At 69.5% G+C, this 20,232-nt stretch carries 17 protein-coding genes; 3 read left to right on the forward strand and 14 right to left on the reverse strand.

The features are described 5' to 3' along the window. Positions 1–95: 95 nt before the first annotated feature. The 7 genes from fhuF to BUB20358_RS24495 all read right to left on the reverse strand — a co-directional run bounded on the left by fhuF (position 96) and on the right by BUB20358_RS24495 (position 6,910). Entirely contained in the window at positions 96–896 is an 801-nt protein-coding gene (gene fhuF / locus BUB20358_RS24465) for a siderophore-iron reductase FhuF (RefSeq protein WP_035972407.1), read from the reverse strand. Continuing rightward, positions 893–2,980: a Fe(3+)-hydroxamate ABC transporter permease FhuB gene (fhuB, locus tag BUB20358_RS24470; RefSeq protein ID WP_035972408.1), complete on the reverse strand. Its 2,088-nt coding sequence runs from the start codon at positions 2,978–2,980 to the stop codon at positions 893–895. Before fhuB ends, fhuF begins: the two co-directional genes overlap by 4 nt. Beyond that, a complete protein-coding gene (locus BUB20358_RS24475) occupies positions 2,977–3,825 on the reverse strand; it encodes an ABC transporter ATP-binding protein (RefSeq protein ID WP_035972409.1) in 849 nt (282 codons plus the stop codon). The genes fhuB and BUB20358_RS24475 overlap by 4 nt, the downstream gene beginning before the upstream one ends. Then, a complete protein-coding gene (locus BUB20358_RS24480; RefSeq protein WP_006764341.1) occupies positions 3,822–4,832 on the reverse strand; it encodes a TauD/TfdA family dioxygenase in 1,011 nt (336 codons plus the stop codon). The genes BUB20358_RS24475 and BUB20358_RS24480 overlap by 4 nt, the downstream gene beginning before the upstream one ends. 45 nt (positions 4,833–4,877) lie before the next feature. After that, positions 4,878–5,120, reverse strand: coding sequence for an MbtH family protein (locus BUB20358_RS24485; protein WP_006764342.1), 243 nt, complete (start codon positions 5,118–5,120; stop codon positions 4,878–4,880). A 149-nt stretch (positions 5,121–5,269) separates the two neighbouring features. Beyond that, positions 5,270–5,926 carry an RNA polymerase factor sigma-70 gene (locus BUB20358_RS24490; protein ID WP_035972411.1) on the reverse strand — a complete coding sequence of 219 codons (657 nt, stop codon included), beginning with the start codon at positions 5,924–5,926 and terminating at the stop codon, positions 5,270–5,272. Between the two features lie 690 nt (positions 5,927–6,616). After that, the gene (locus tag BUB20358_RS24495) at positions 6,617–6,910 is read right to left on the reverse strand and encodes a hypothetical protein (protein WP_174905131.1); all 294 of its coding nucleotides are present in this window, start codon (positions 6,908–6,910) and stop codon (positions 6,617–6,619) included. A gap of 15 nt (positions 6,911–6,925) precedes the next feature. On the opposite strand from BUB20358_RS24495, the gene BUB20358_RS24500 reads away from it, so the two are divergent. Then, positions 6,926–7,066: an HHHH-motif protein gene (locus BUB20358_RS24500; protein ID WP_165802998.1), complete on the forward strand. Its 141-nt coding sequence runs from the start codon at positions 6,926–6,928 to the stop codon at positions 7,064–7,066. A 396-nt stretch (positions 7,067–7,462) separates the two neighbouring features. On the opposite strand, the gene BUB20358_RS24505 is transcribed toward BUB20358_RS24500, so the two are convergent. Genes BUB20358_RS24505 through BUB20358_RS24515 form a run of 3 tightly spaced genes read right to left on the reverse strand, consistent with a single transcriptional unit; the run spans position 7,463 to position 13,287 of the window. Further along, on the reverse strand, positions 7,463–8,935 hold the full coding sequence (locus tag BUB20358_RS24505; protein ID WP_035972415.1) for an efflux transporter outer membrane subunit: 1,473 nt from the start codon (positions 8,933–8,935) through the stop codon (positions 7,463–7,465). Continuing rightward, positions 8,935–12,069, reverse strand: coding sequence for a multidrug efflux RND transporter permease subunit (locus tag BUB20358_RS24510; RefSeq protein WP_035972417.1), 3,135 nt, complete (start codon positions 12,067–12,069; stop codon positions 8,935–8,937). Before BUB20358_RS24510 ends, BUB20358_RS24505 begins: the two co-directional genes overlap by 1 nt. A 15-nt stretch (positions 12,070–12,084) precedes the next feature. Further along, on the reverse strand, positions 12,085–13,287 hold the full coding sequence (locus BUB20358_RS24515) for a MexX/AxyX family multidrug efflux RND transporter periplasmic adaptor subunit (RefSeq protein WP_006764344.1): 1,203 nt from the start codon (positions 13,285–13,287) through the stop codon (positions 12,085–12,087). A gap of 150 nt (positions 13,288–13,437) precedes the next feature. On the opposite strand from BUB20358_RS24515, the gene BUB20358_RS24520 reads away from it, so the two are divergent. Both BUB20358_RS24520 and BUB20358_RS24525 read left to right on the forward strand, forming a co-directional pair. Beyond that, positions 13,438–14,085, forward strand: coding sequence for a TetR family transcriptional regulator (locus BUB20358_RS24520; protein WP_006764345.1), 648 nt, complete (start codon positions 13,438–13,440; stop codon positions 14,083–14,085). A gap of 339 nt (positions 14,086–14,424) precedes the next feature. Beyond that, positions 14,425–15,660 (forward strand): M23 family metallopeptidase, encoded by a 1,236-nt coding sequence (locus tag BUB20358_RS24525; protein ID WP_035972419.1) that lies wholly within the window; start codon positions 14,425–14,427, stop codon positions 15,658–15,660. 166 nt (positions 15,661–15,826) lie between these two features. Here BUB20358_RS24525 and BUB20358_RS24530 read toward each other — a convergent pair whose 3' ends face one another. From BUB20358_RS24530 to BUB20358_RS24545, 4 genes are all read right to left on the reverse strand, one after another. Beyond that, positions 15,827–16,552 (reverse strand): amino acid ABC transporter permease, encoded by a 726-nt coding sequence (locus tag BUB20358_RS24530; protein WP_035972422.1) that lies wholly within the window; start codon positions 16,550–16,552, stop codon positions 15,827–15,829. 2 nt (positions 16,553–16,554) lie between these two features. After that, positions 16,555–17,277 (reverse strand): amino acid ABC transporter permease, encoded by a 723-nt coding sequence (locus tag BUB20358_RS24535; protein ID WP_035972423.1) that lies wholly within the window; start codon positions 17,275–17,277, stop codon positions 16,555–16,557. 139 nt (positions 17,278–17,416) lie between these two features. Then, positions 17,417–18,232 carry an ABC transporter substrate-binding protein gene (locus BUB20358_RS24540; protein ID WP_006764349.1) on the reverse strand — a complete coding sequence of 272 codons (816 nt, stop codon included), beginning with the start codon at positions 18,230–18,232 and terminating at the stop codon, positions 17,417–17,419. 459 nt (positions 18,233–18,691) lie between these two features. Further along, positions 18,692–19,996: an MFS family transporter gene (locus BUB20358_RS24545; protein WP_006764350.1), complete on the reverse strand. Its 1,305-nt coding sequence runs from the start codon at positions 19,994–19,996 to the stop codon at positions 18,692–18,694. Between the last annotated feature and the right edge of the window lie 236 nt (positions 19,997–20,232).

Genomic DNA, 20,232 nt, shown 5'->3' on the forward strand with positions numbered 1-20,232 from the left:
CGCATCGCCGGCCGCCGCCTGTGCGGCGAACGCGCCGCAGCACGCGGCGCCGAGCGCGGCCAGCGCGCCGAGCGCATGACGACGGCCGATGCGCGTCACCGCACCGCGTCCTGCTCGGCCAGCGCCGCGTCGTCCATCGTCAATAGCAGGGGGCAGCTTCCACACAGTTGCGTTTCTCCAGGAATTTCATACCGCAGACAGCACACGCGGCGTGCGCGAAACGGGTTCGGCAGCAGCGGCGAGCGCGGTATCGCGTCGCGCACCGGCAGACGCAGCGGATTCGGCTCGCCATGCACGCATGCGGAGCCGAACAGCCAGCCGGCATCGCGCACGGGATCGGCCGCGCAACGCAGCGAACGGTACGTGTGCAACAGGTAATCGAGCAGATTGCCCGCGTTGCTCCACAGCACGCGCGGTGTGACGCGGCCCATCGCGGCGAGCAGATCGATGACCGCGCCCAGATGCGCGACGAGCGGCGCGTAGCGGATCGCGGGATCGTCGGACGGCGCGCCGAGCGCGTCGCGCGCGAAATACAGGGCAGCCGGCATTCCGTCGTCGAGCGCGACGAACGTGTGCTCGAGCGCCATGTCGAGCGGCCGGCCGAGCGTCAGCGCGGCGACGACGGCGGCCGGCGCCGCGCGGCCGAAATAGTACTTGCTCCACTGCGACACCAGCGCGCGCGCATGCCGCGCCGGATCGCCGCCGTAATGGCGGACCATCGCGTCGAGCACCGCGTCGCGATGATCGGGCAGCGCGCGAACCGGCACGACGATCCGGCCCGGCGCGCGCGCGTCGTCCGGCGTCCCGAGCCACACCGCGTCGAGCGGGTCGGCAAACGGCTGCGGCGCGAACGCCGAGAAACGGATAGCGCGCGCGTCGTCAAACGGCGTCGTCATCGGCCCGCGCGCCGGGCGCGGCGCCCTTCGAGAATCAGCAGGCCGAGCAGATACGGCGCGCCGATCAGCGCGGTCAGCACGCCGGCCGGAATCTCGCGCGGCGCGACCGCGATCCGCGCGGCGAGATCCGCGCAACCGAGGATCAGCGCGCCGCACACGGCGGCGAGCCACAGCCGCGTGCGATGCCGGCGCGCGCCGAGCATCGTCGCGACGTGCGGCGCCATCAGGCCGATGAAACCGATCGGCCCGACCGCGGCGACCGCCGCACAGGCGGCGAGCGTCGCGATCGTCAGCGCGAGCGGACGCAGCATCGCGACCGGCAGCCCGAGCGCGGCCGCCTGATCGTCGCCGAGCGCAAGCATGTCGAGCGGCTTCGCAAGCCAGGCGAACACGGGCACCGCGAGCACGCACCACGGCACCAGCATCGACACCTCGCCCCAACTGCGGCCGTACGTACCGCCGACGAGCCACACGACGAAGCGCGCGGGTTGCACGCTTTCCTGCGTGATCAGCCATTGCGCGAGCGTGGTCCACAACGCGCCGGTCACGATGCCGGTCAGCGCGACCGCAAGCGGCGCGTAGCGATGCCGGTGATTCAGCGCGAGCGTGATCGCGAGCGACAGTCCGCCGCCGATCAGCGCAGCGGCCGCGAGCGTCACGTGGCCCATCAGCGGCCACGTCGACAGCGCGAACAGCGTGACGAGCCCCGCGCCCTGCGTGACGCCGAGCACTTCGGGCCCGGCGAGCGGATTGCGCACGACGCTCTGCATCGCGACGCCGCTGACCGCGAGCAGCGCGCCGGCCAGCAGCGCGCACAGCAGACGCGGCATGCGCAGGTCGATCAGCATCCGCGCGACCGGATCGTGCCCGGACAGCGCCGCGGTCCAGCGCGCGGGCGACAGCCATTCGGGGCCGGCCGATACGCCGGCCCACACCGCGAGCGCGGCCGCGACGACGAACAACGCGGTGCGCAGCGGCCAGCCGAGCCGCTCCAGCCAGCCGACGAAGCGCGTCGAACCGCCGCCGGACGCGCGTTCGGCATCCGCATGCAGCACGCCCGACCACGCGGCGCCGCGCCGGATCATTGCGAGCATCAGCGGCGTGCCGACCAGCGCGATCGCGACGCCGGTCGACAGCGTCGCGTCGAGGCCCGACGCGAGCACCGCGCTGTCGGTGACGAGCACGAGCGCGCCGCCGGCGAGCGCCGACAGCGGCACCAGCACGCCGAGCCGCGCGGCACGTGCGCCGCGCACCTGCCGCAGCAGGTTCGGCGCGACGAGGCCGACGTACGACAGCGGGCCCGCGATACTGACGGCGACGCTCGTGAACGCGACCGCGACGACCGTCGCGGCGAGCCGCGTCGCGTCGACGCGCACGCCGGCCGCGGCCGCCGCATCGTCGCCGAGCGCGAGCGGATTCAGCGGCCGGATCACGAATGGCAGCGCGATCGTCGGCACGACCAGCCAGCGTGCGGCGAGCGCGAGGCCCGTCGCGCCCGGCTGATAGAGGCTGCCGTTGGTCCACAGCGCGGCGCCGGCGATGTTCTGCTCGAAGAACGCGAGCACGAGCGTCGACAGCGCGGCGAACAGCAGCATGCAGACGCTGCCCGCGAGCACGAGCCGCAGCGGCGTCGCGCGCCAGCCGCCGGCCGCGACGATCGCGCACGCGGCAGCCGCGAGGCCGCAGACGAACAGCAGCGGCACCGATGCGACGCCGGCCAGCGCCGGCACCAGCATCGCCGCGAGCAGGCCGAGCTGCGCGCCGCCGGTCACGCCGAGCAGGTCGGGCGACGCGAGCGGGTTGCGCGTGAGCGACTGGAACAGCGCGCCCGCGATGCCGAGACAGCCGCCCGCGACGAGCGCGGCCGCGACGCGCGGCAGGTTCAGATCGAACAGGAACACGTGCGCGAGCGCGGCGGCGTCGCTGCCGGGCGCCGCACTCCACCACGTGCGCAGATCGGGCGCGACGCGCGCGGCCGCGAGCAGCGCGATCAGCACGACCAGGCCGAGCGCGATCGCGCCGGCGCGGCCCGCACTCGCGTGCCGGCCGGCGGCCAGACGCCTGCGCATCGCGAACGTCGTCATACCGCGAGGTCCCGGTCGAGCGCGCCGGCAGCCTGCGCGGCGCTCGCGTCGGACGGCCCGTACGCCGGCACGCACATCGGCGCGCCGGTCTGCGGATGCGCGAGCTTCAGCATGTCGACGCCGAACGCCGCGCGCAGTTGCGCCGGATCGAGCATCGCGTCGGGCGAGCCCTGCGCGACCAGCCGGCCCGCGCGCATCAGCACGATCTCGTCGCTGTACGCGGCCGCCTGGTTCAGGTCGTGCAGCACCCAGACGATCGTCAGCCCGCGCGTGCGGTTCAGCGTGCGCAGCGCGTCGAGGATGTCGAGCTGGTGATGGATGTCGAGATAGGTCGTCGGTTCGTCGAGCAGCACGATCGGCGCCTGCTGCGCGAGCGCCATCGCGATCCACGCACGCTGCCGCTCGCCGCCCGACAGTGCACCGACGTCGCGCTCCGCGTCGTCCGCGAGGCCGCTCGTCGCGAGCGCCTCGTCGATCGCCGTGTGATCGGCGCGCGACAGCCCGCGCAGGAACCCGCCATACGCGTAGCGTCCGTATGCGACGAGCTCGCGCACGGTCAGCCCGGACGGAATCTGGTTGAACTGCGCGAGCATCGTCAGCTCGCGCGCGAGCGCGCGGCGGCGAAACGATGCGAGCGGCCGGCCGTTGACGGTCACCTCGCCCGCACGCGCGGGCTGCAGCCCTGCGAGCGTGCGCAGCAGCGTGCTCTTGCCGCAGCCGTTCGGACCGCACAGCGCGGTCACGCGGCCGGCCGCGATCGACAGGTCGAGCCGGTCGATCACGACATGGTCGCGATAGCCCACCGTCAGTCCGCGCGCGGCAAGCGCGGCGGTACGACGCGTCATCGATCCTCCGTTCGGTCGCGCGGGACCGTATAGCTCTGCGCCATCGCGACGACGACCTTGCGCGGCCCTTCGAACGGATCGCGCGCATGCGCGGTCAGCATGTTGTCGAGCATCAGCACGTCGCCGGTCTGCCACGGAAACACGATGCGCTGCCGATCGAGCACGCCGCGGATTTCCGCGAGCGCGTCGGCCTCGAGCGGCGCGCCGTCGCCGTAGTACACGTTGCGCGGCACGTTGTCGATGCCGACCGCATCGACGAGCGCTTCCTGCATGTCGTCGTCGAGCGCGGACAGGTGAAACAGGTTCGCCTGGTTGAACCACACGCGATCGCCGGTGCGCGGATGACGCGCGACCGCCTGGCAGCGCTCGCGCGTGCGCAGCAGCAGTTCGCCGTCGTCGCCGGTGCGCCACGCGCATTCGATTCCGCGCGCCGCGCACATCCGCTCGACCTCGGCCGGATCGTCGGTGCCGAACGACTGCTGCCACGGCAGGTCGAGCCCCTGCCCGAAGTTGCGCACGTACAGCAGCTCGCGCTGTTCGAAGCGCGCGACGAGCGCGGGGTCGAGCGCGCGATACACGGCGCGGCTGTCGGCGATCGGCGTCGCGCCGCCCTTCGGCGCCGCGAGCGCGCAGTGGAACCAGATCCGCAGCGGCCATTCGCGCGTATACGACTGCTCGTTGTGCAGCGGAATCGCGCGATGCGGCGGATATTCGGTCGACGTGTACACCGCGCCTTCGACCTGGCTGCGCGGCGTCGACGCGTATTCATAGCCGATCAGCGGATCGCCGAACGACGCCGCGAAGCGCTGGAACGCATCGATCGACGGCACGTGAAAGCCCGTAAACAGCACGCCGCCCGCGCGCTCGAGCGTGTCGGCCGCGATCTCGCGCGCGAGCGGCGCGACTTCGTCGATCGACATGCCGTCGCTGCCGCGCGGCGACACGACGGTGGGCAGCCCCGGCTCGATACGCAGGTCGTCGAGCGTCGGCAACGATAGCAGGGTCATGCAGCGTCCTCTTCAGGTGGCGCGCCGCGCACGCGGCGCTGCGGGTCACGAAGCGCTCGACGCGCGCTCGCCGTCCATCGCGCGGCGCAGGCTCGCGGGGCGCATGTCGGTCCAGACGGCTTCGATGTGCGCGAGGCAGTCGGCCTTCGGGCCGCGTACGCCGACTTCGCGCCAGCCGGCCGGCACGGGCCGGAACGTCGGCCAGATCGAATACTGTTCTTCGTCGTTGATGACGACCGTGTAGACGAGATCGTCGGTGTCGGCGGAAGGCGTCGTGGCTTGCGTCATGGTCGTAAATACGGAGACGGTTGAAGGAGGCGAAGCGGCGGTTCGGCCGCTCTCGTATGGATGACGATTGGGCGGCGCGATTTTTTACCGGCGCATGACGATCGCACGCGGATCGCCTGCAGATCGCGCCGTGCGCGTGCCGCGTCGCCCTATCGCCGCCGCGCGCGGCCGCCGACGAACGTCGGGCACGCGACGCCGCGATGGCACGCGTCGACGCATTCCGCGCAGTGCCGCTCGGCGTCGCGCACCATGAAATGCACGAGCGTCTGCGACACGTTCAGCGCGCGCGCCGTCGTCTGCAGCGTCTCCTCGCGCAGCCGCACCATCTCGAACGCCGCGCGGCTGCGGGCCGGCAGATCGTCGAGCGCCGCCCATACGCGCCGCAGCGTGTCGCGCGTCATCAGCGCGGCTTCGGGAGTCGGCTCCGGCGACGGCACGTCGAAGCCGTCGTCCTCTTCGGTGTGGTAGACGTTTTCGAGATTCTGGCGGCGACACGCGTCGATCGCCGCATTGCGCACCATCCGCGTCACGTACGCGACCGGCTGACGCACCGCGTCCTGGTTCGGGAATTCGACGAGCTTCACGAACACGTCGTGCACGACGTCCTCGGCGCGGCTCGCACAGCCGACGAAGCCGCGCGCGACGTTGACGAGCATCGCGCGATGCGCGATCAGCACATCGAGCAGCGCGCCTTGCGCACGCGGCTCGGCGGCTCGCCGAGGGCGCGGCGGCGATTCCGGACGACTGCCGAAGAACGGGTTCGCCGCTGCTGCAGCCGGTCGTTCGAGCACTTCCGCCATTGCCATCGATCTGCTCCGTCCAGTTTCGAGATAGCGCAATTTAACGTAAACGCAAATCATTCTCAATCTGATTACCCGATAACCCTTCGCAATCGTCGGATTTGTCTGAGTAATGCGGGGTACCGTCCGTCCGATCGGCCCGCCGCGGCAGGTAACGGCGCGGTCGACGATGCCTTCTCCAAGCGCTTTCGACATTCGTGCCGCCGGGCACAGGCGTCCGAGGTATCGCGCACGCCGAAATCGTGCGCGCGAGCCAACCCTCGCCGACCGTGTCGTCGTCCGGCAGATTTGCTGCGAACGGCTGGTTCGAAATCTCCACGACCGTTGTCCCACCGATGACGTCGGCTGCTGCGTTTGAGGGGCACACTCATCGCACCAGGTGTCGCTTGCACCGATACGCGGGCTGCGAAAGCGGCTCGCCGGCGCTTGTCGACGCGTCGATAGCGGACTGAACCGATGCTAGCCCGTTGCGACTGGCTTGCCCTCTATAAGAATCGATAGGTTGTACGAGGTCGGCACGCAGACTATGGATCGCCACGATGGCGCCGCCGCGCGCACGGGTCCGATGCCGGATCGGGCGAATCCATGCTGCACGTTATAGCGCCAATGTGTCACGCGAGCGTCGCGCGCAAACGGCTCCTGCCGGCTTTCATCCGCCTGACGACGTACGCGGCTGTCATCGGCCGTAGCAACTTATTACGACGTGAAATTCGCGGGACTCGTACGATCGGCGTGCCGCTTCCGGTGGAGCGCTACATAAAGCCATTTGCGATCGGTCGGCGGCGGCACGTTGTCGGAAGCGCTGCGTATCCGGCCTCTGCGGAGGTCACGACCGGCCGGCACGGCGACCGTTGCCGGAACCGGCACCGCCGATGCGAGCGCCGCGACGCGAAAACGCAGCACCCCGTCCGACACGACGACCGCACGGACGATCGCGACGATGACACTCGCAGCGGCGATGCCTTTTCTTTCCCTTGAACCGATAGTCAACGACAGGACTTCAACATGAAAACGCTACTGAAAACCCTGACCGCGATGACCGTTGCAGCCGCCGTGCTCGCGCCGGCGATCGCCGAAGCGCATCCGCATCGCGTGTGCCGTTTCGACCATCACCATCATCACAAGGTCTGCCGCTGGGTGCGCTGAGCATCGCGCGGCCAACGAAGCGGGCGCCGGCATGCCGGCGCCGTTTCGATCGCCCTCCCCCGCCGACGATTGCAGGCACGCCGCTCGATGAGCGGCCGGATCGTTGCGGCCGCATCGAACCGATCGACCTTCGGCACCTTAAGCACTTCGGCACCACGTCGACGGCACGCTCGCGCCCATCGCGGCCGACGGAAACTGCGCACGCGCGAGCGGTTCGCCGAACGCATCGCGCTGCGTCGGCCATGCGCGATGCCGATCCGGCATTGCCGTCCTGCGCGGGCACGAGCAAGCCGTTCTGTACCGCAAACCCCCGGTCGAAGCCCCCGTCGGCCCGCATCGCGACGTTGCACTTCTTCAGCGGTGCCGGCATGCGGCTGCCGCGCGATCCTTTGAACGTCACGTGTCCGCCGCGCGCTCCGCCGACGCCGGCGCCCAGCCGCCGCCGAGCGCGCGATACAGCGCGATCGCGTTCGTGAGCCTGAGCTGCTTGAGCCGGATCAGTTCCTGCCCCGACTCGTACGTGCTGCGCTGCGCGTCGAGCAGTTCGAGATAGGTCGCAACGCCGCCCGCATAGCGGCGCTCGGCGAGCTTCAGCCGCGCGCCGTCGGCGGCATGCGCGTCCTGCTGCGCGGCGAGCTGGCGCTCGATCGAATCGCGCGCGGCGAACGCATCGGCGACTTCGCGGAACGCAGTCTGCACGACCTTCTCGTATTCGGCGACGGCGGCGTGCTTGCGCGCGTTCGCCACGTCGAGATTCGCGCGGTTGCGCCCGCCGGCGAAGATCGGCAACGTGATGCGCGGGGCGAACGTCCACACGTTCGTGCCGGCCGCGAACAGGTTCGCGAACGCGTCGCTCACCGAACCGTAGTCGGTCGTCAACGCAATGCGCGGAAAAAACGCGGCACGCGCCGCGCCGATCTGCGCGTTCGCCGCCTTGAGGTGCGCTTCGGCCTGACGAACGTCCGGACGCCGTTCGAGCAGTTCGCTCGGCGCGCCGGGCGCGATCGGTGCGATCGCGAGCGTATCGAGCGCGGTCGCGTCGCCCTGCACGCGGCGCGCGAAATCGCCGGCGAGCAGTTGCAGCGCGCGCACGGCCTGCGCGTGTTCGCGCTGCAGCGCGGCCTGCGACGCACGCGCGGATGCGACGAGCATTTGCGCCGAACGCAATTCGATCGCGTCGCTCGTCCCGGCCGCATAGCGGCGCTGCGTGAGCGCGGCCATGCTCGTGCGCGCGTCGAGCGTGCGCTGCGCGAGCGCGAGCTGCTCGTACAGCGAGCGCTCGGATACGTACGCGCCCGCGACTTCGGCGATCACGCCGATCCGCACCGTGCGTTGTGCGTCGGCCGTCGCGAAATACTCGGCGAGCGCCGCCTCGGACAGGTTGCGCACGCGGCCGAACAGGTCGAGTTCGTACGCGCTGATGCCGACGCCCGCGCGATACAGCCCGCTGACCGCACTCTCGCGCACGACCGGGTCGTACTGACGCGTGCGCTCGTAGCCGAGATTCGCGTCGATCGACGGCAGCAGGTCCGCGCGCTGCACGCCGTACAGCGCGCGCGCCTCTTCGACGCGCGCGGCCGCGACGCGCAGGTCGCGGTTGTTCGCGAGCGCCGCGTCGATCCACGCCTGCAGCGCCGGATCGGTGAAGTACGCGCGCCAGTCGTCGAGCAGCGCGGCATCGGCACGCGCCGCATCGGGCGCCACGGACGCCACCGCGCCGTCGTCGGTCGACACGTAGGTCGGCGGCACGGGCGCGGCCGGCCGCTCGTAGCGCGGCGCGAACGAGCAGCCCGCAAGCGCGAACGACAGCGCGGCGGCCAGCGTGCCGCGCGTTCGCCGCCGCGCATCCGCATTCACGCGAAACACCATCACGATTCCTCCATCGTCGCCGGCTGCGCGCCGCCGCGCCGGCGTGGGCCGACGTCGAACAGGCGGCCGACGATCACGAAAAACAGCGGAACGAGAAACACCGCGAACACCGTCGCCGTGATCACGCCGCCGAGCACGCCGGTGCCGATCGCGCGCTGCGCGCCGGACGCGGCGCCCGACGCGAGCGCGAGCGGCAGCACGCCGACGCCGAACGCGAGCGACGTCATCACGATCGGCCGCAGCCGCAGCCTTGCGGCTTCGACCGCCGCGTCGACGAGCGACATGCGCTGCGCGACCAGATCCTTCGCGACTTCGACGATCAGGATCGCGTTCTTCGCGGACAACCCGATCGTCGCGATCAGCCCGACCTTGAAATAGATGTCGTTCGGCATCGCGCGCAGCGTGACGCCGAGCACCGCGCCGATCAGGCCGAGCGGCACGACGAGCATCACCGCGAACGGAATCGACCAGCTCTCGTACAGCGCCGCGAGCGCGAGAAACACGACCAGCACCGACAGCGCGAACAGCATCGGCGCCTGCGCGCCCGACAGCCGCTCCTCGAACGACTGGCCCGACCACGAATGGCCGATGCCGGCCGGCAGCTTCGCGGCGAGCCGCTCGATCGCGGCCATCGCTTCGCCACTGCTGTGGCCGGGCGCAGCCGAGCCGTTGATCGTGAACGACGGATAGCCGTTGTAGCGCGTGAGCTGCGGCGGACCGAGCGTCCAGTGCAGCGTCGCGAATGCCGCGAGCGGCACCATCTCGCCGCGCGCGTTGCGCACGCGCAGCTTCTTCACGTCGTCGGCGTCGATGCGGTGCCGGCCGTCGGCCTGCACGACCACGCGCCGCACTTGCGTGCCGTGCATGAAATCGCCGACGTAGTCGGAGCCGAACATCACCGCGAGCGTCGTGTTGATCTCGTCCATCGACACGCCGAGCGCGGACGCCTTCGCGCGGTCGATGTCGAGCTTCAGCTGCGGCGCGTCCTGCGTGCCCGCGAACATCAGGTCGGTGAGCGCGGGATCCTTGCCGCCGGCCGCGAGCAGCTGCTCGCGCGCGGCGCTGAACGCCGCGTAGTCGAGCCCGCCGCGATTCTGCAGCCGGAAGTCGAAGCCGCTCGTCGAGCCGAGATCGGGCAGCGCCGGCGCGTTCATCGCGAACACGGTCGTGTTCGGCGTGCCGGCGAAACGCGCGTTCACGCGTTCGACGATCGCCTGCACCTGATCGTGCGCATGCTTGCGCGCCGCCCAGTTCTTCAGCGTGACGAAGATCATCCCGCCGTTCGGCCCTTCGCCGTACAGGTTGAAGCCGCCGAGCGCGAACGTATACGCCGCCGGCTCGTCGCGGCGGATATACGATTCGACGTCGCGCACGCTCTGCATCGTCTCGGCGAGCGGCGTGCCCTGCGGCCGGATCACCATCACCATGAAGTTGCCCTGGTCCTCGTCCGGCAGGAACGCGGTCGGCAGCTGCACGAGCATCAGCACGGCGGCCGCGCTCAGCGCGCCGTACACGACGAGCCAGCGCACCGGCTTCTTCAGCATCGCGCCGACCCGCGTCGCATAGCGCTGCGTCGAACGCGCGACCAGCCGGTTGAACCAGCCGAAGAAGCCGCCCTTGTCGCGATGCGCGTCGTCGACCGGCTTGAGCAGCGTCGCGCACAGCGCGGGCGTCAGCGACAGCGCGAGGAACGCGGAGAAGCCGATCGACACCGCGAGCGACAGCGCGAACTGCCGATAGATGTTGCCGACCGCGCCGCCGAAGAACGCCATCGGCACGAACACGGACGTCAGCACGACCGTGATCCCGACGATCGCGCCGCTGATCTGCGTCATCGCCTTCACGGTCGCGTCGTACGGCCCGAGCCCTTCTTCGACCATCAGCCGCTCGACGTTCTCGACGACGACGATCGCATCGTCGACGAGGATGCCGATCGCGAGCACCATCCCGAACATCGTCAGCACGTTGATCGAGAAGCCGGCCGCGTACATCGCGCCGAACGTGCCCGCGAGCGCGACCGGCACGACGAGCGTCGGGATCAGCGTCGCACGCAGGTTCTGCATGAACAGGAACATCACGAGGAACACCAGCACGCCGGCCTCGATCAGCGTCGTGACGACCTTGTTCATCGACACGCGCACGAACGACGACGTCTCGTACGGAATCTGGTATTTCACGCCCGGCGGGAAGTACGCGGACAGCTCGTCCATCGTCGCGCGGATGCGCTTCTCGGTGGCCACCGCGTTCGAGCCCGGCGCGAGCTTGATGCCCATCCCGGTTGCGACCTTGCCGTTCACGTACGACGGATAGTTGTAGTCGTTGCCGCCGAACTCGACGCGCGCGACGTCGCGCAGATACAGCGCGGAGCCGTCCGGCTGCGTGCGCAGCGCGATCGCGCCGAAGTCGGCCGGCGTCTTCAGCGGCGCGTCGGCAAACACGGTCGCGGCGATCGGCGCGCTGGCCGGCACCGCGCTGCGGCCGATGTCGCCGATCGTCACGCGCGCGTTGTGCGCGCGCACGGCCGACGCGATGTCCGACGCGGTGACGCCGTGCCCGGCCATCTTCACCGGGTCCGGCCAGATCCGCATCGCGTATTCGGCGCCCCAGAACTGCACGCGGCCGACGCCGTCGACGCGCCGCAGCGCCTGCACGACGTTCGCCGACGCATATTCGCCGAGCTGCACGTCGGTCATCCGGCCGTCGTCGGACGTCAACGACACGACGAGCTGGATGTTGTCGGCGGCCTTCTCGACCTGGATGCCGTCGCGTCGCACCGGCTCGGGCAGCCGCGCCTCGACCGTCTTCAGCCGATTCTGCACTTCGACGGCCGCGAGATCGGCGTTCACACCCTGGCGGAACGTCAGGTACAGCGACGCGGCGCCGGCGCTGCTCGTCGCGGACGTATACAGCAGCCCGGGCGCGCCGTTCATCTCGCGCTCGATCAGCGCGGTCACCGATTCCTCGACGACCTGCGCGGACGCGCCCGGATACGCCGCATAGATGCTGACGACCGGCGGCGCGATGTCCGGATACTGCGCGACCGGCAGCGCGCGAATCGCGAAGACGCCGCCCAGCATGATGAAGAGTGCGATCACCCACGCGAACACGGGGCGATCGATGAAGAAGCGTGCCATGAGGATCCGTACCGATCAGGTTTGACGGGCGGCCGCGCGCGACGCGGCCGCTGCCGGCGCCGCATTCGACGGCGGCGCCTGCTCGACGGGCTTGACCGCCGTGCCGGGGGCGAACTGCGCGGCGTTGTCGACGATCACGCGCTCGCCGCCCGCGAGGCCGCGCGTGATGCGCCAGTCGCGGCCGCTCATGTCGTCGGCGACGACCTCGACGTCCTTGACCTTGCCGTTCGCATCGACGATCCGCACCGACGTGCGATCGGCCGTGCGCAGCAGCGCATCGCGCGGCACGAGGATCGCGCGGCGATCGACCGCCGCGTCGAGCGCGATCCGCACGTACGCGCCCGGCAGAAGCTCGCGCTCCGGATTCGGAAACAGCGCGCGCATCGCGACCGTGTCGGTGGTCGGATCGACCGCGAGATCGCTGAACAGCAGCTTGCCCTTCAGCGGATACGCGGAGCCGTCCGCGCGCAGCAGCGTCACCGCGATGTCGTGCTGCGCGATGCCGGTCGCGCGGCCGCTCTTCACCGCGCGCCGCAGCGCATCGACGTCGGCCGCCGGCTGCGAGAAATTCACGTAGATCGGATCGAGCTGCTCGACGGTGGTGAGCGGCGTCGCCTGATCCTGGCCGACGAGCGCGCCTTCGGTGACGAGCGCACGCCGCGCGCGGCCGGAAATCGGCGCGGTGACCGTCGCGTAGTCGAGCTGCAGCTGTGCGCGCGCGAGCTCGGCCTTCGCGGACGCCACGTCGGCTTTCGCCTGCGTGTCGGCCGCGACGGCTTCGGTATGGTCGCGCTCGCTGACTGCACGATCGCGCACGAGATCGTCGTATCGCCGGCGCTTGTCGCTCGCGGCGAGCGCCGCGGCCTGCGCCTTCGCGAGCGCGCCCTGCGCGGCATCGCGCGCGGCCTTCAGCGGCGCCGGGTCGATGCGGAACAGCACCGCGCCCTGCTTCACTTCCTGGCCTTCTTCATAGGTACGCGCGATGACGATGCCTGCGACACGCGCGCGCACCTGCGCCTGCCGATACGCATCGAGCCGGCCGGGCAGCTCGACGGTCATCGGGACAGCAGTCGGACGCACCGTCACGACTTTCGCTTCGCGCGGCGGCTCGGGCGCGGCGCCCGTTTCGTTCTTTCCGCATCCGGCCAGCACAAACGCGGCCGCGAGCACGAACGGCGCCAGCCTGCGGCGGCGCGTCAGGGAACGATGGTGATTCATCAATGACCTCGGATCGTTCGCCGCCGATACAATGCGGCGGCTCGAAGCGGCCGATTATAATCAGTCACGACTGATTAATTATCGCCGTTGGCCTCTCCACCGCCCGACTGTCTCAATAAAACGACAGCAAACTGAAAGGAAATCCACGACATGGCCCGCAAGACCCGGGAAGAATCGCTCGCCATCAAGCACCGGATCCTCGACGCCGCCGAGCTCGTGCTGCTCGAGAAAGGCGTCGCGCAAACCGCGATGGCGGACCTTGCCGAGGCGGCCGGGATGTCGCGCGGCGCCGTGTACGGCCATTACCGCAACAAGATGGAGGTGTGTCTCGCGATGTGCGATCGCGCGTTCGCGCGCACGTCGGAGAGCTTCGACGCCGGCGACGGCCTGCCCGCGCTCGACACGCTGCGCCGCGCGGCGTCGCACTATCTGCGCGAATGCGGCGAGCCCGGCTCGATGCAGCGCGTGCTGGTGATCCTCTACACGAAATGCGAGCAGAGCGACGAAAACGGCACGTTGCTGCGGCGCCGGATGCTGCTCGAGTTGCAGACGCTGCGCATCACGAAGGCGCTGCTGCGCCGCGCGATCGCAGCCGGGGAAATCGCCGCCGATCTCGACGTGCATCTGGCGGCCGTCTATCTCGTGTCGCTGCTCGAAGGCGTCTTCGCATCGATGATCTGGACCGACCGGCTGCGCGGCAACCGGTGGACCGACGCGGAAGCGATGCTCGATGCCGGGTTCGACGCGGTGCGCAGTTCCGCTGCGTTGCGGGTGCGTGCGCAGAAATTGCCGGACTGACGCAAAGCTTCGATATTTCTGCCGATTCAACCCGATTTATCGGAATACGAAACGGTCGAACCGACCCCCTTTAAAATTTTTAACGTTCAGCGGAACACCGGTAGACTGACGCTGTCATTTTTCTTTAGCGTCTTCGTGATAACCGGGTTCGACCCGGCATGCACGCCGCCGTTCGAAGCGGGCCCCGCCCGCAAGTTGGGACGAACGGAAACGACACAGGCCCCTGGCGGGGCCTGTTTTGTTGCACGCCCGCCGCCCGCGCCGTCGCGAGTCGACGGATCCGCCGTCGGCGGCTCCTGCCCACACCCCCTTGAACCGCTTTCCTGGATGTGGACACCCGTGGTCAATTCTGCTGCAACTCTCGATATTTCCGCGCCCGGCCGCGCGCGGCGCTTCGTGCGCGCGCTCGTGCCGGCCGCCGTACTCGGCGCGCTCGCCGCATTCGGCTTCGCGGCGCTGCCGGCCGTGTCGCAATTGCCGGGCGCCGTCGATTCGGGCACGGCCGCGCTGCCGCAGCGCGTGCTGTCCGACACGCCGTTTCCGACCGCCCAGCATTTCGTCACGAGCGAACTCGCGCATACGGTCGGCGAGCGCAATGCGCTGCCCGGCCTGTTCGCGCCGCTCAGTGCGCACCGCAACGACATGCTGGGCTACGCGAACCTGTTCACGCTCGCGCCGCCCGAAACCGATCGGCGGATGCGCGCCGGCGACATCGAACTCACGCTGTCCGACACGCTGAACCGCCTCGACGTGCCGCCCGAAGTGCGCATCCAGCTCGGCGATCTGCTGAGCGGCAAGGTCGCGATGCATGCGAGCGCGCGGCGCGGCGATTATTACCGGATCGCTTACGAGGCGCACGACGGCGTGCCGCGCGTCACCGCGCTGGAGCTGCGCGTCGCCGGCCGGCCGTTCGGCGCGATCTGGTTCCGTGCGCCGGGCGCCGCGCATGGCGCGTACTACACGCTCGACGGCACACCGCTCGAGGCCGCCGCGTTCACGATGCCGGTCAAATGGACGCGGATCAGCTCGTTCTTCGGCGAGCGCATCCATCCGCTGTCGCAGGCGATGGCGTTCCATACGGGCGTCGATCTCGCCGCGCCGAGCGGCACGCCGGTCGACGCGGCAGCCGACGGCGTCGTGTCGTTCGTCGGCACCGATCCGGGCGGCTACGGGCGCTACGTGATCGTCGATCACGCGGACGGCTATTCGACCTATTACGCGCACCTGTCCGCGTTCGCGCGCGGGCTGAAGGTCGGCGAACCGGTGAAACAGGGGCAGCGCATCGGCTCGGTCGGGATGACCGGCGCGGCGACCGGCCCGCACCTGCACTTCGAAGTGCGCGTCGCGAACGATCCGGTCGATCCGCTCGTCACGCTCGCGAGCGCGCAAACCGCGCTATCCGACATGCAGCTCACCGCGTTCCGCCAGGAAGCCGCGCAATGGCGCTTCCGTCTCGCGTCGATCAGTACCGCGCCGTTCGCGTTCGCGCAGAACGACGGACCGCTGTGGGGCGAGTTCGCGACCGATCCGTCGACGCTGCGCGCCGTTTTCAATACGCATTACACGGCGTCGTGACGCGGCGCTCGGTCGTCGGCGGGTCGGCGGCCGCGCGGGCGACCGGTGAGCGGCCGTCGTCGCGCGAGCGTCATGCGCACCGCGACGCCCGCGCATTCACCGCGCATTTGCCGAAGCCGATCCGATAGACGAGCGTCGCCGCAACCGCGCGCTGCGCAGTCCGCGGTCAGCGCGCAGGCTCGGCGCGTTTCGCCGTCGCCGATGCACCGCGCGGCGCACGCCGGCCACGCGCGAGCAGCCGGCGCGCCGCACCGTCGAGCGACGTGCACAGCACCAGATAGATCGCCGCGACGAACAGGAAGATCGGCGCCGGATACACCATCAGCCGGCTGTTCACCTGCGTCGCGACGAACGACAGCTCCGGCACGCCGACGATATACGCGAGCGACGTGTCCTTCACGAGCGCGACCCACTGGTTGACGAACGACGGCGTCATGATCCGGATCGCCTGCGGCAGCAGCACGTAGCGCACGGTCTGCCAGCGCGTGAGGCCGAGCGACAGCCCCGCCTGCCGCTGCCCGGCGCCGGCCGCGACGATCCCCGCATGCACCGCGTGCGCGAGATACGCGCCGCCGACGAGCGCCAGCGCACAGACGACGGTCGCGAGCCCCGGCACGTCCATGTGCAGCAGCGTCGGCATCAGGAAATACGTCCAGAAGATCAGCATCAGCACCGGAATCGCGCGAAAGAAGCCGATGACCGCGAGCAGCAGCACGCGCAGCGGCCCGCGCGCGAGCGCCATCGCGACGCCGAGCGCAATGCCGAGCACGGCCGAAGCGACAGCGGACACGACCGCGAGCACGAGCGACAGCGCGGCACCGCCGAGCGGGCCGTCCGGAAACGCGCCGACGAGCAGATACGGCAGATTGTCGAGCAGCAGCGACGCGTCCATCGTCAACGCCCTGCGCCGAGCCGGTCGCGCCACTGCGTGGCCGCATACGCGGCCGCCTCGATCGCGGCCACCGCGGCGATGTACAGCACCGTCGCGACGCCGAACGCGGCGAACGTCTTGAACGTCTCGGTCTCGACCTGCCGCGACGCATACGACAGCTCGGCGACGCCGATCGCCATCGCGAGCGACGAGTTCTTCACGAGATTCATGTATTGACCGAAGAGCGGCGGCAACGCGATGCGCACCGCTTGCGGCAGCACGACGTAGCGCAGCGACTGCATCGGCGTGAAGCCGAGCGCAGCGGCCGCATCGTGCTGCGCGCGCCGCACGCCGCGCAAGCCGGCTTCGCACTCCTCGGCGACGAACGCGGCCGTGTACGCGCTCAGCCCGACCCAGCCCGCGACGAACTCGAACGACGGCCACGCGAGCGTGACGGGGCCGATGCTCGCGTCGTGACGCGCGTTCAGCCATGCGATCCACGTATCGGGCAGCAGCGACGCGACGCCGAAATACCAGAACAGCAGCTGCACGAGCAGCGGCGTATTGCGGAACGCGACCACGTACGCCGACGCGATCGCACGCGGCGCCGCGCCGCGCGCATGACGGAGCACCGCGAGCAGCAGCCCGCCGGCCGTCGCGGCAAGCGCCGACGCGACCGCAAGGCCGAGCGTCAGCAGAAAGCCGTGCCACAGCCACGACAGATATTTGGGAGCCAACCCGAGCATGCTGGAGTGTGCGCGCCGAAGCGCGCTCGGAACAAAACGGAAAAGCGCCGCTATCGTTGCGCGCCCGCGGGCCGGCGGCCCGCATCGGCGCGCGCGCGGCGCGCGCGCGCGTGCGTGCGTGCGTGCGTGCGTGCGTGCGTCAGCTCTTGTCGCCGATGCGGAAGATCCGTGCGAGCGGCGTCTTCGTCGTCGGCCCGAACCACGCATCGTAGATCTGCGCGGCGCGTCCGCTCGCCTCGAGCCCCTTCAGCGTGTCGTTCACGAAGCCGAGCAGGCGCGTCTCGCCCTTCGGCACGCCGACGCCCATGTAGTCGTTCGAGATCGTAAACGGCGGGATCTCGTAGTTCTGCTTGTCCGGCACGTTCGCGAGCAGGCCGATCAGCTTCGGCCCGTCCTGCGTGATCGCCTGCACGTTGCCGGCGCGCAGCGCGGCGAACGCGAACGGCGTGTCGTCGTACGCGACGATCGTCGCCTTCGGGAATTTCTCGCGCAGCGTGATCTCGTTCGTCGTGCCCTTGTCCGCGCCGATACGCAGGCCGTTGAGCTGGTCGGCGGATTTCAGCACGCCCTTCTTCGCGAGAAACTGCTGGCCGGACGAGAAATACGGGATGCTGAAGTCGACCTGCTTCGCGCGCTCGTCGGTGATCGTGAAGTTCGCGAGCACGAGATCGACCTTGCCGGAAGTCAGGAACGGAATGCGATTCGCGGGATTCGTCGGCTGCAGTTGCAGCTTGACGCCGAGCTTGTCCGCGAGCGCCTTTGCATAGTCGACGTCGAGCCCGACGATACGGTTGCTTTTCGCATCGACATAGCCGAACGGCGGATTGCTGTCGAACGTCGCGACGCGCAGCACGCCGGCTTTCCTGATGTCGTCGAGTCGATCCGCGTGCGCGGCGGCGCCGGCGGTGACGAGTGCGGCCCCGATGAGCCATGTGGCGAGAGTGTGGATTTTCATGAGCGCGACCTGACTTGTTATGAAGGCCGCCGCGGATCGCGCGGCAGCCGGTTCGGAAACATCGCGGCGGCGTGAGCCGCGAAGCCGCTAACGTATCAGCGCGCGCGGCGAATCCGAACCAACAAATGGTGCTTTGCTCTGCGGGTTTCGTGATGAACGCGGCGCGATGCGGCGCATAGGTAGACGCCGCACGAAAAAAGACGCCCGCTGCAAGCAGCGGGCGCGAATCCCAGTCAAGGAGGTGTCACACGAACTACGCGCCCAGCATAAAAGGCGTGCCGGCCGCCGGCAACGAAGCGATTGCGATATCGATATCGCGTGCGTCGCGATGAGCTTGCGCGCGCCGATCCGATTCGTGCGGCCGATGAAAAACGGCGCGCCGCGTACTTCACGGCGCGCCGTCTCAAGCCGATGGCGACACGCGGCCGGGCGCCGTCGCCCGGCCACGTCGCCACCCGATCACGGTTCGTGACGCAGATACCCTTCCTTGCTCGGATCGCGCATCCGCCACGACACGATCAGCGAGATCGCGCACAGTGCAGTGACGTACCAGTAGAACGTTTCTTCGCTGCCGATCGACTTGAACCACAGCGCGACGTATTCGGCCGATCCGCCGAACAGCGCATTCGCGACCGCGTACGACAGCCCGACGCCCATCGCGCGCACTTCGGGCGGGAACATCTCGGCCTTGATCAGCCCGCTGATCGACGTGTAGAAGCTGACGATCGCGAGCGCGATCGTGATCAGCGCGAATGCGGCGACCGGGCTCGTCACGTCCTTCAGCGCATGCATCAGCGGCACCGTGCCGATCACTGCGAACGTACCGAACAGGATCATCGACATGCGGCGGCCGATCTTGTCGGACAGCGCGCCGAACACCGGCTGCAGCAGCATGTACACGAGCAGCGCGACGGTCATCACGTTGCTGGCCGTCTTCGCATGCATGCCGGCCGTGTTCACCAGGTACTTCTGCATGTACGTCGTGAACGTGTAGAAGATCAGCGAGCCGCCGGCGGTGAAGCCGACCACCGTGAAGAACGCGCCCTTGTGCTGCCACACGCCGCGGATCGTGCCCGCGAGCTTCTTGTCGCGCGACTCGGTCGTCGACGTTTCGTCGAGCGACTTGCGCAGATATAGCGAGATCAGCGCGGCCGCCGCGCCGACGACGAACGGAATGCGCCAGCCCCACGCCTTCAGTTCCGCGTTCGACAGCGTCTGCTGCAGGATCACCAGCACGAGCAGCGCGCACAGCTGGCCGCCGATCAGCGTCACGTACTGGAACGACGCGAAGAAGCCGCGCCGGCCCTTCAGCGCGACCTCGCTCATGTAGGTGGCGCTCGTCCCGTATTCGCCGCCGACCGACAGCCCCTGGAACAGCCGCGCGACGAGCAGCAGCGCCGGCGCGAGCGCACCGATCTGCGCGTAGGTCGGCAGCACCGCGATCACGAGCGAGCCGCCGCACATCATCAGCACCGAGATCATCATCGCGGTACGGCGCCCGTGACGATCCGCGATGCGGCCGAACAGCCAGCCGCCGATCGGACGCATCAGGAAGCCGGCCGCGAACACGCCGGCCGTGTTCAGCAGCTGCGTCGTCGTGTTGCCGCTCGGGAAGAACGCGGGCGCGAAGTACAGCGCGCAGAACGAATAGATATAGAAGTCGAACCATTCGACGAGGTTGCCCGACGAGGCGCCGACGATCGCGAACACGCGCCGCCGGGTATCGTGCGCGGACAGCGCAGCTTGGTCGGTCTGGACGTCCATGGGTGGGTCTGTTCCTTTGAGTGCTTTTGGATGAGACGGCGGCAGCCGTCGCGTGCGGTCGCGCGTGGCACCGGTTCCGGCGCACGGCGCTACCGGATTTTAGCGAAATGTAAAGTACGCGGCTTTCCGGGTTGGCCCCGATGTAGAAAAATTTTCTCGCGCATGCTCTGCCTGCGTGCGGTCGTCATATGAAAACGCCAGCCCGCAGGCTGGCGTCCGATGCAAACTCGCCGCGC

The sequence above is a fragment of the Burkholderia dolosa genome, from assembly GCF_902499135.1.
In the GTDB taxonomy this organism is placed as follows: domain Bacteria; phylum Pseudomonadota; class Gammaproteobacteria; order Burkholderiales; family Burkholderiaceae; genus Burkholderia; species Burkholderia dolosa.

Bases quoted from the DNA above. Each gene is read 5' to 3' on its own strand.
- BUB20358_RS24505 (WP_035972415.1), bottom strand. From the start codon at position 8,935: ATGGTGTTTCGCGTGAATGCGGATGCGCGGCGGCGAACGCGCGGCACG.
- BUB20358_RS24475 (WP_035972409.1), bottom strand. From the start codon at position 3,825: ATGACGCGTCGTACCGCCGCGCTTGCCGCGCGCGGACTGACGGTGGGC.
- fhuB (WP_035972408.1), bottom strand. From the start codon at position 2,980: ATGACGACGTTCGCGATGCGCAGGCGTCTGGCCGCCGGCCGGCACGCG.
- BUB20358_RS24520 (WP_006764345.1), top strand. From the start codon at position 13,438: ATGGCCCGCAAGACCCGGGAAGAATCGCTCGCCATCAAGCACCGGATC.
- BUB20358_RS24540 (WP_006764349.1), bottom strand. From the start codon at position 18,232: ATGAAAATCCACACTCTCGCCACATGGCTCATCGGGGCCGCACTCGTC.
- fhuF (WP_035972407.1), bottom strand. From the start codon at position 896: ATGACGACGCCGTTTGACGACGCGCGCGCTATCCGTTTCTCGGCGTTC.
- BUB20358_RS24510 (WP_035972417.1), bottom strand. From the start codon at position 12,069: ATGGCACGCTTCTTCATCGATCGCCCCGTGTTCGCGTGGGTGATCGCA.
- BUB20358_RS24485 (WP_006764342.1), bottom strand. From the start codon at position 5,120: ATGACGCAAGCCACGACGCCTTCCGCCGACACCGACGATCTCGTCTAC.
- BUB20358_RS24480 (WP_006764341.1), bottom strand. From the start codon at position 4,832: ATGACCCTGCTATCGTTGCCGACGCTCGACGACCTGCGTATCGAGCCG.
- BUB20358_RS24490 (WP_035972411.1), bottom strand. From the start codon at position 5,926: ATGGCAATGGCGGAAGTGCTCGAACGACCGGCTGCAGCAGCGGCGAAC.
- BUB20358_RS24530 (WP_035972422.1), bottom strand. From the start codon at position 16,552: ATGGACGCGTCGCTGCTGCTCGACAATCTGCCGTATCTGCTCGTCGGC.
- BUB20358_RS24500 (WP_165802998.1), top strand. From the start codon at position 6,926: ATGAAAACGCTACTGAAAACCCTGACCGCGATGACCGTTGCAGCCGCC.
- BUB20358_RS24515 (WP_006764344.1), bottom strand. From the start codon at position 13,287: ATGAATCACCATCGTTCCCTGACGCGCCGCCGCAGGCTGGCGCCGTTC.
- BUB20358_RS24545 (WP_006764350.1), bottom strand. From the start codon at position 19,996: ATGGACGTCCAGACCGACCAAGCTGCGCTGTCCGCGCACGATACCCGG.
- BUB20358_RS24535 (WP_035972423.1), bottom strand. From the start codon at position 17,277: ATGCTCGGGTTGGCTCCCAAATATCTGTCGTGGCTGTGGCACGGCTTT.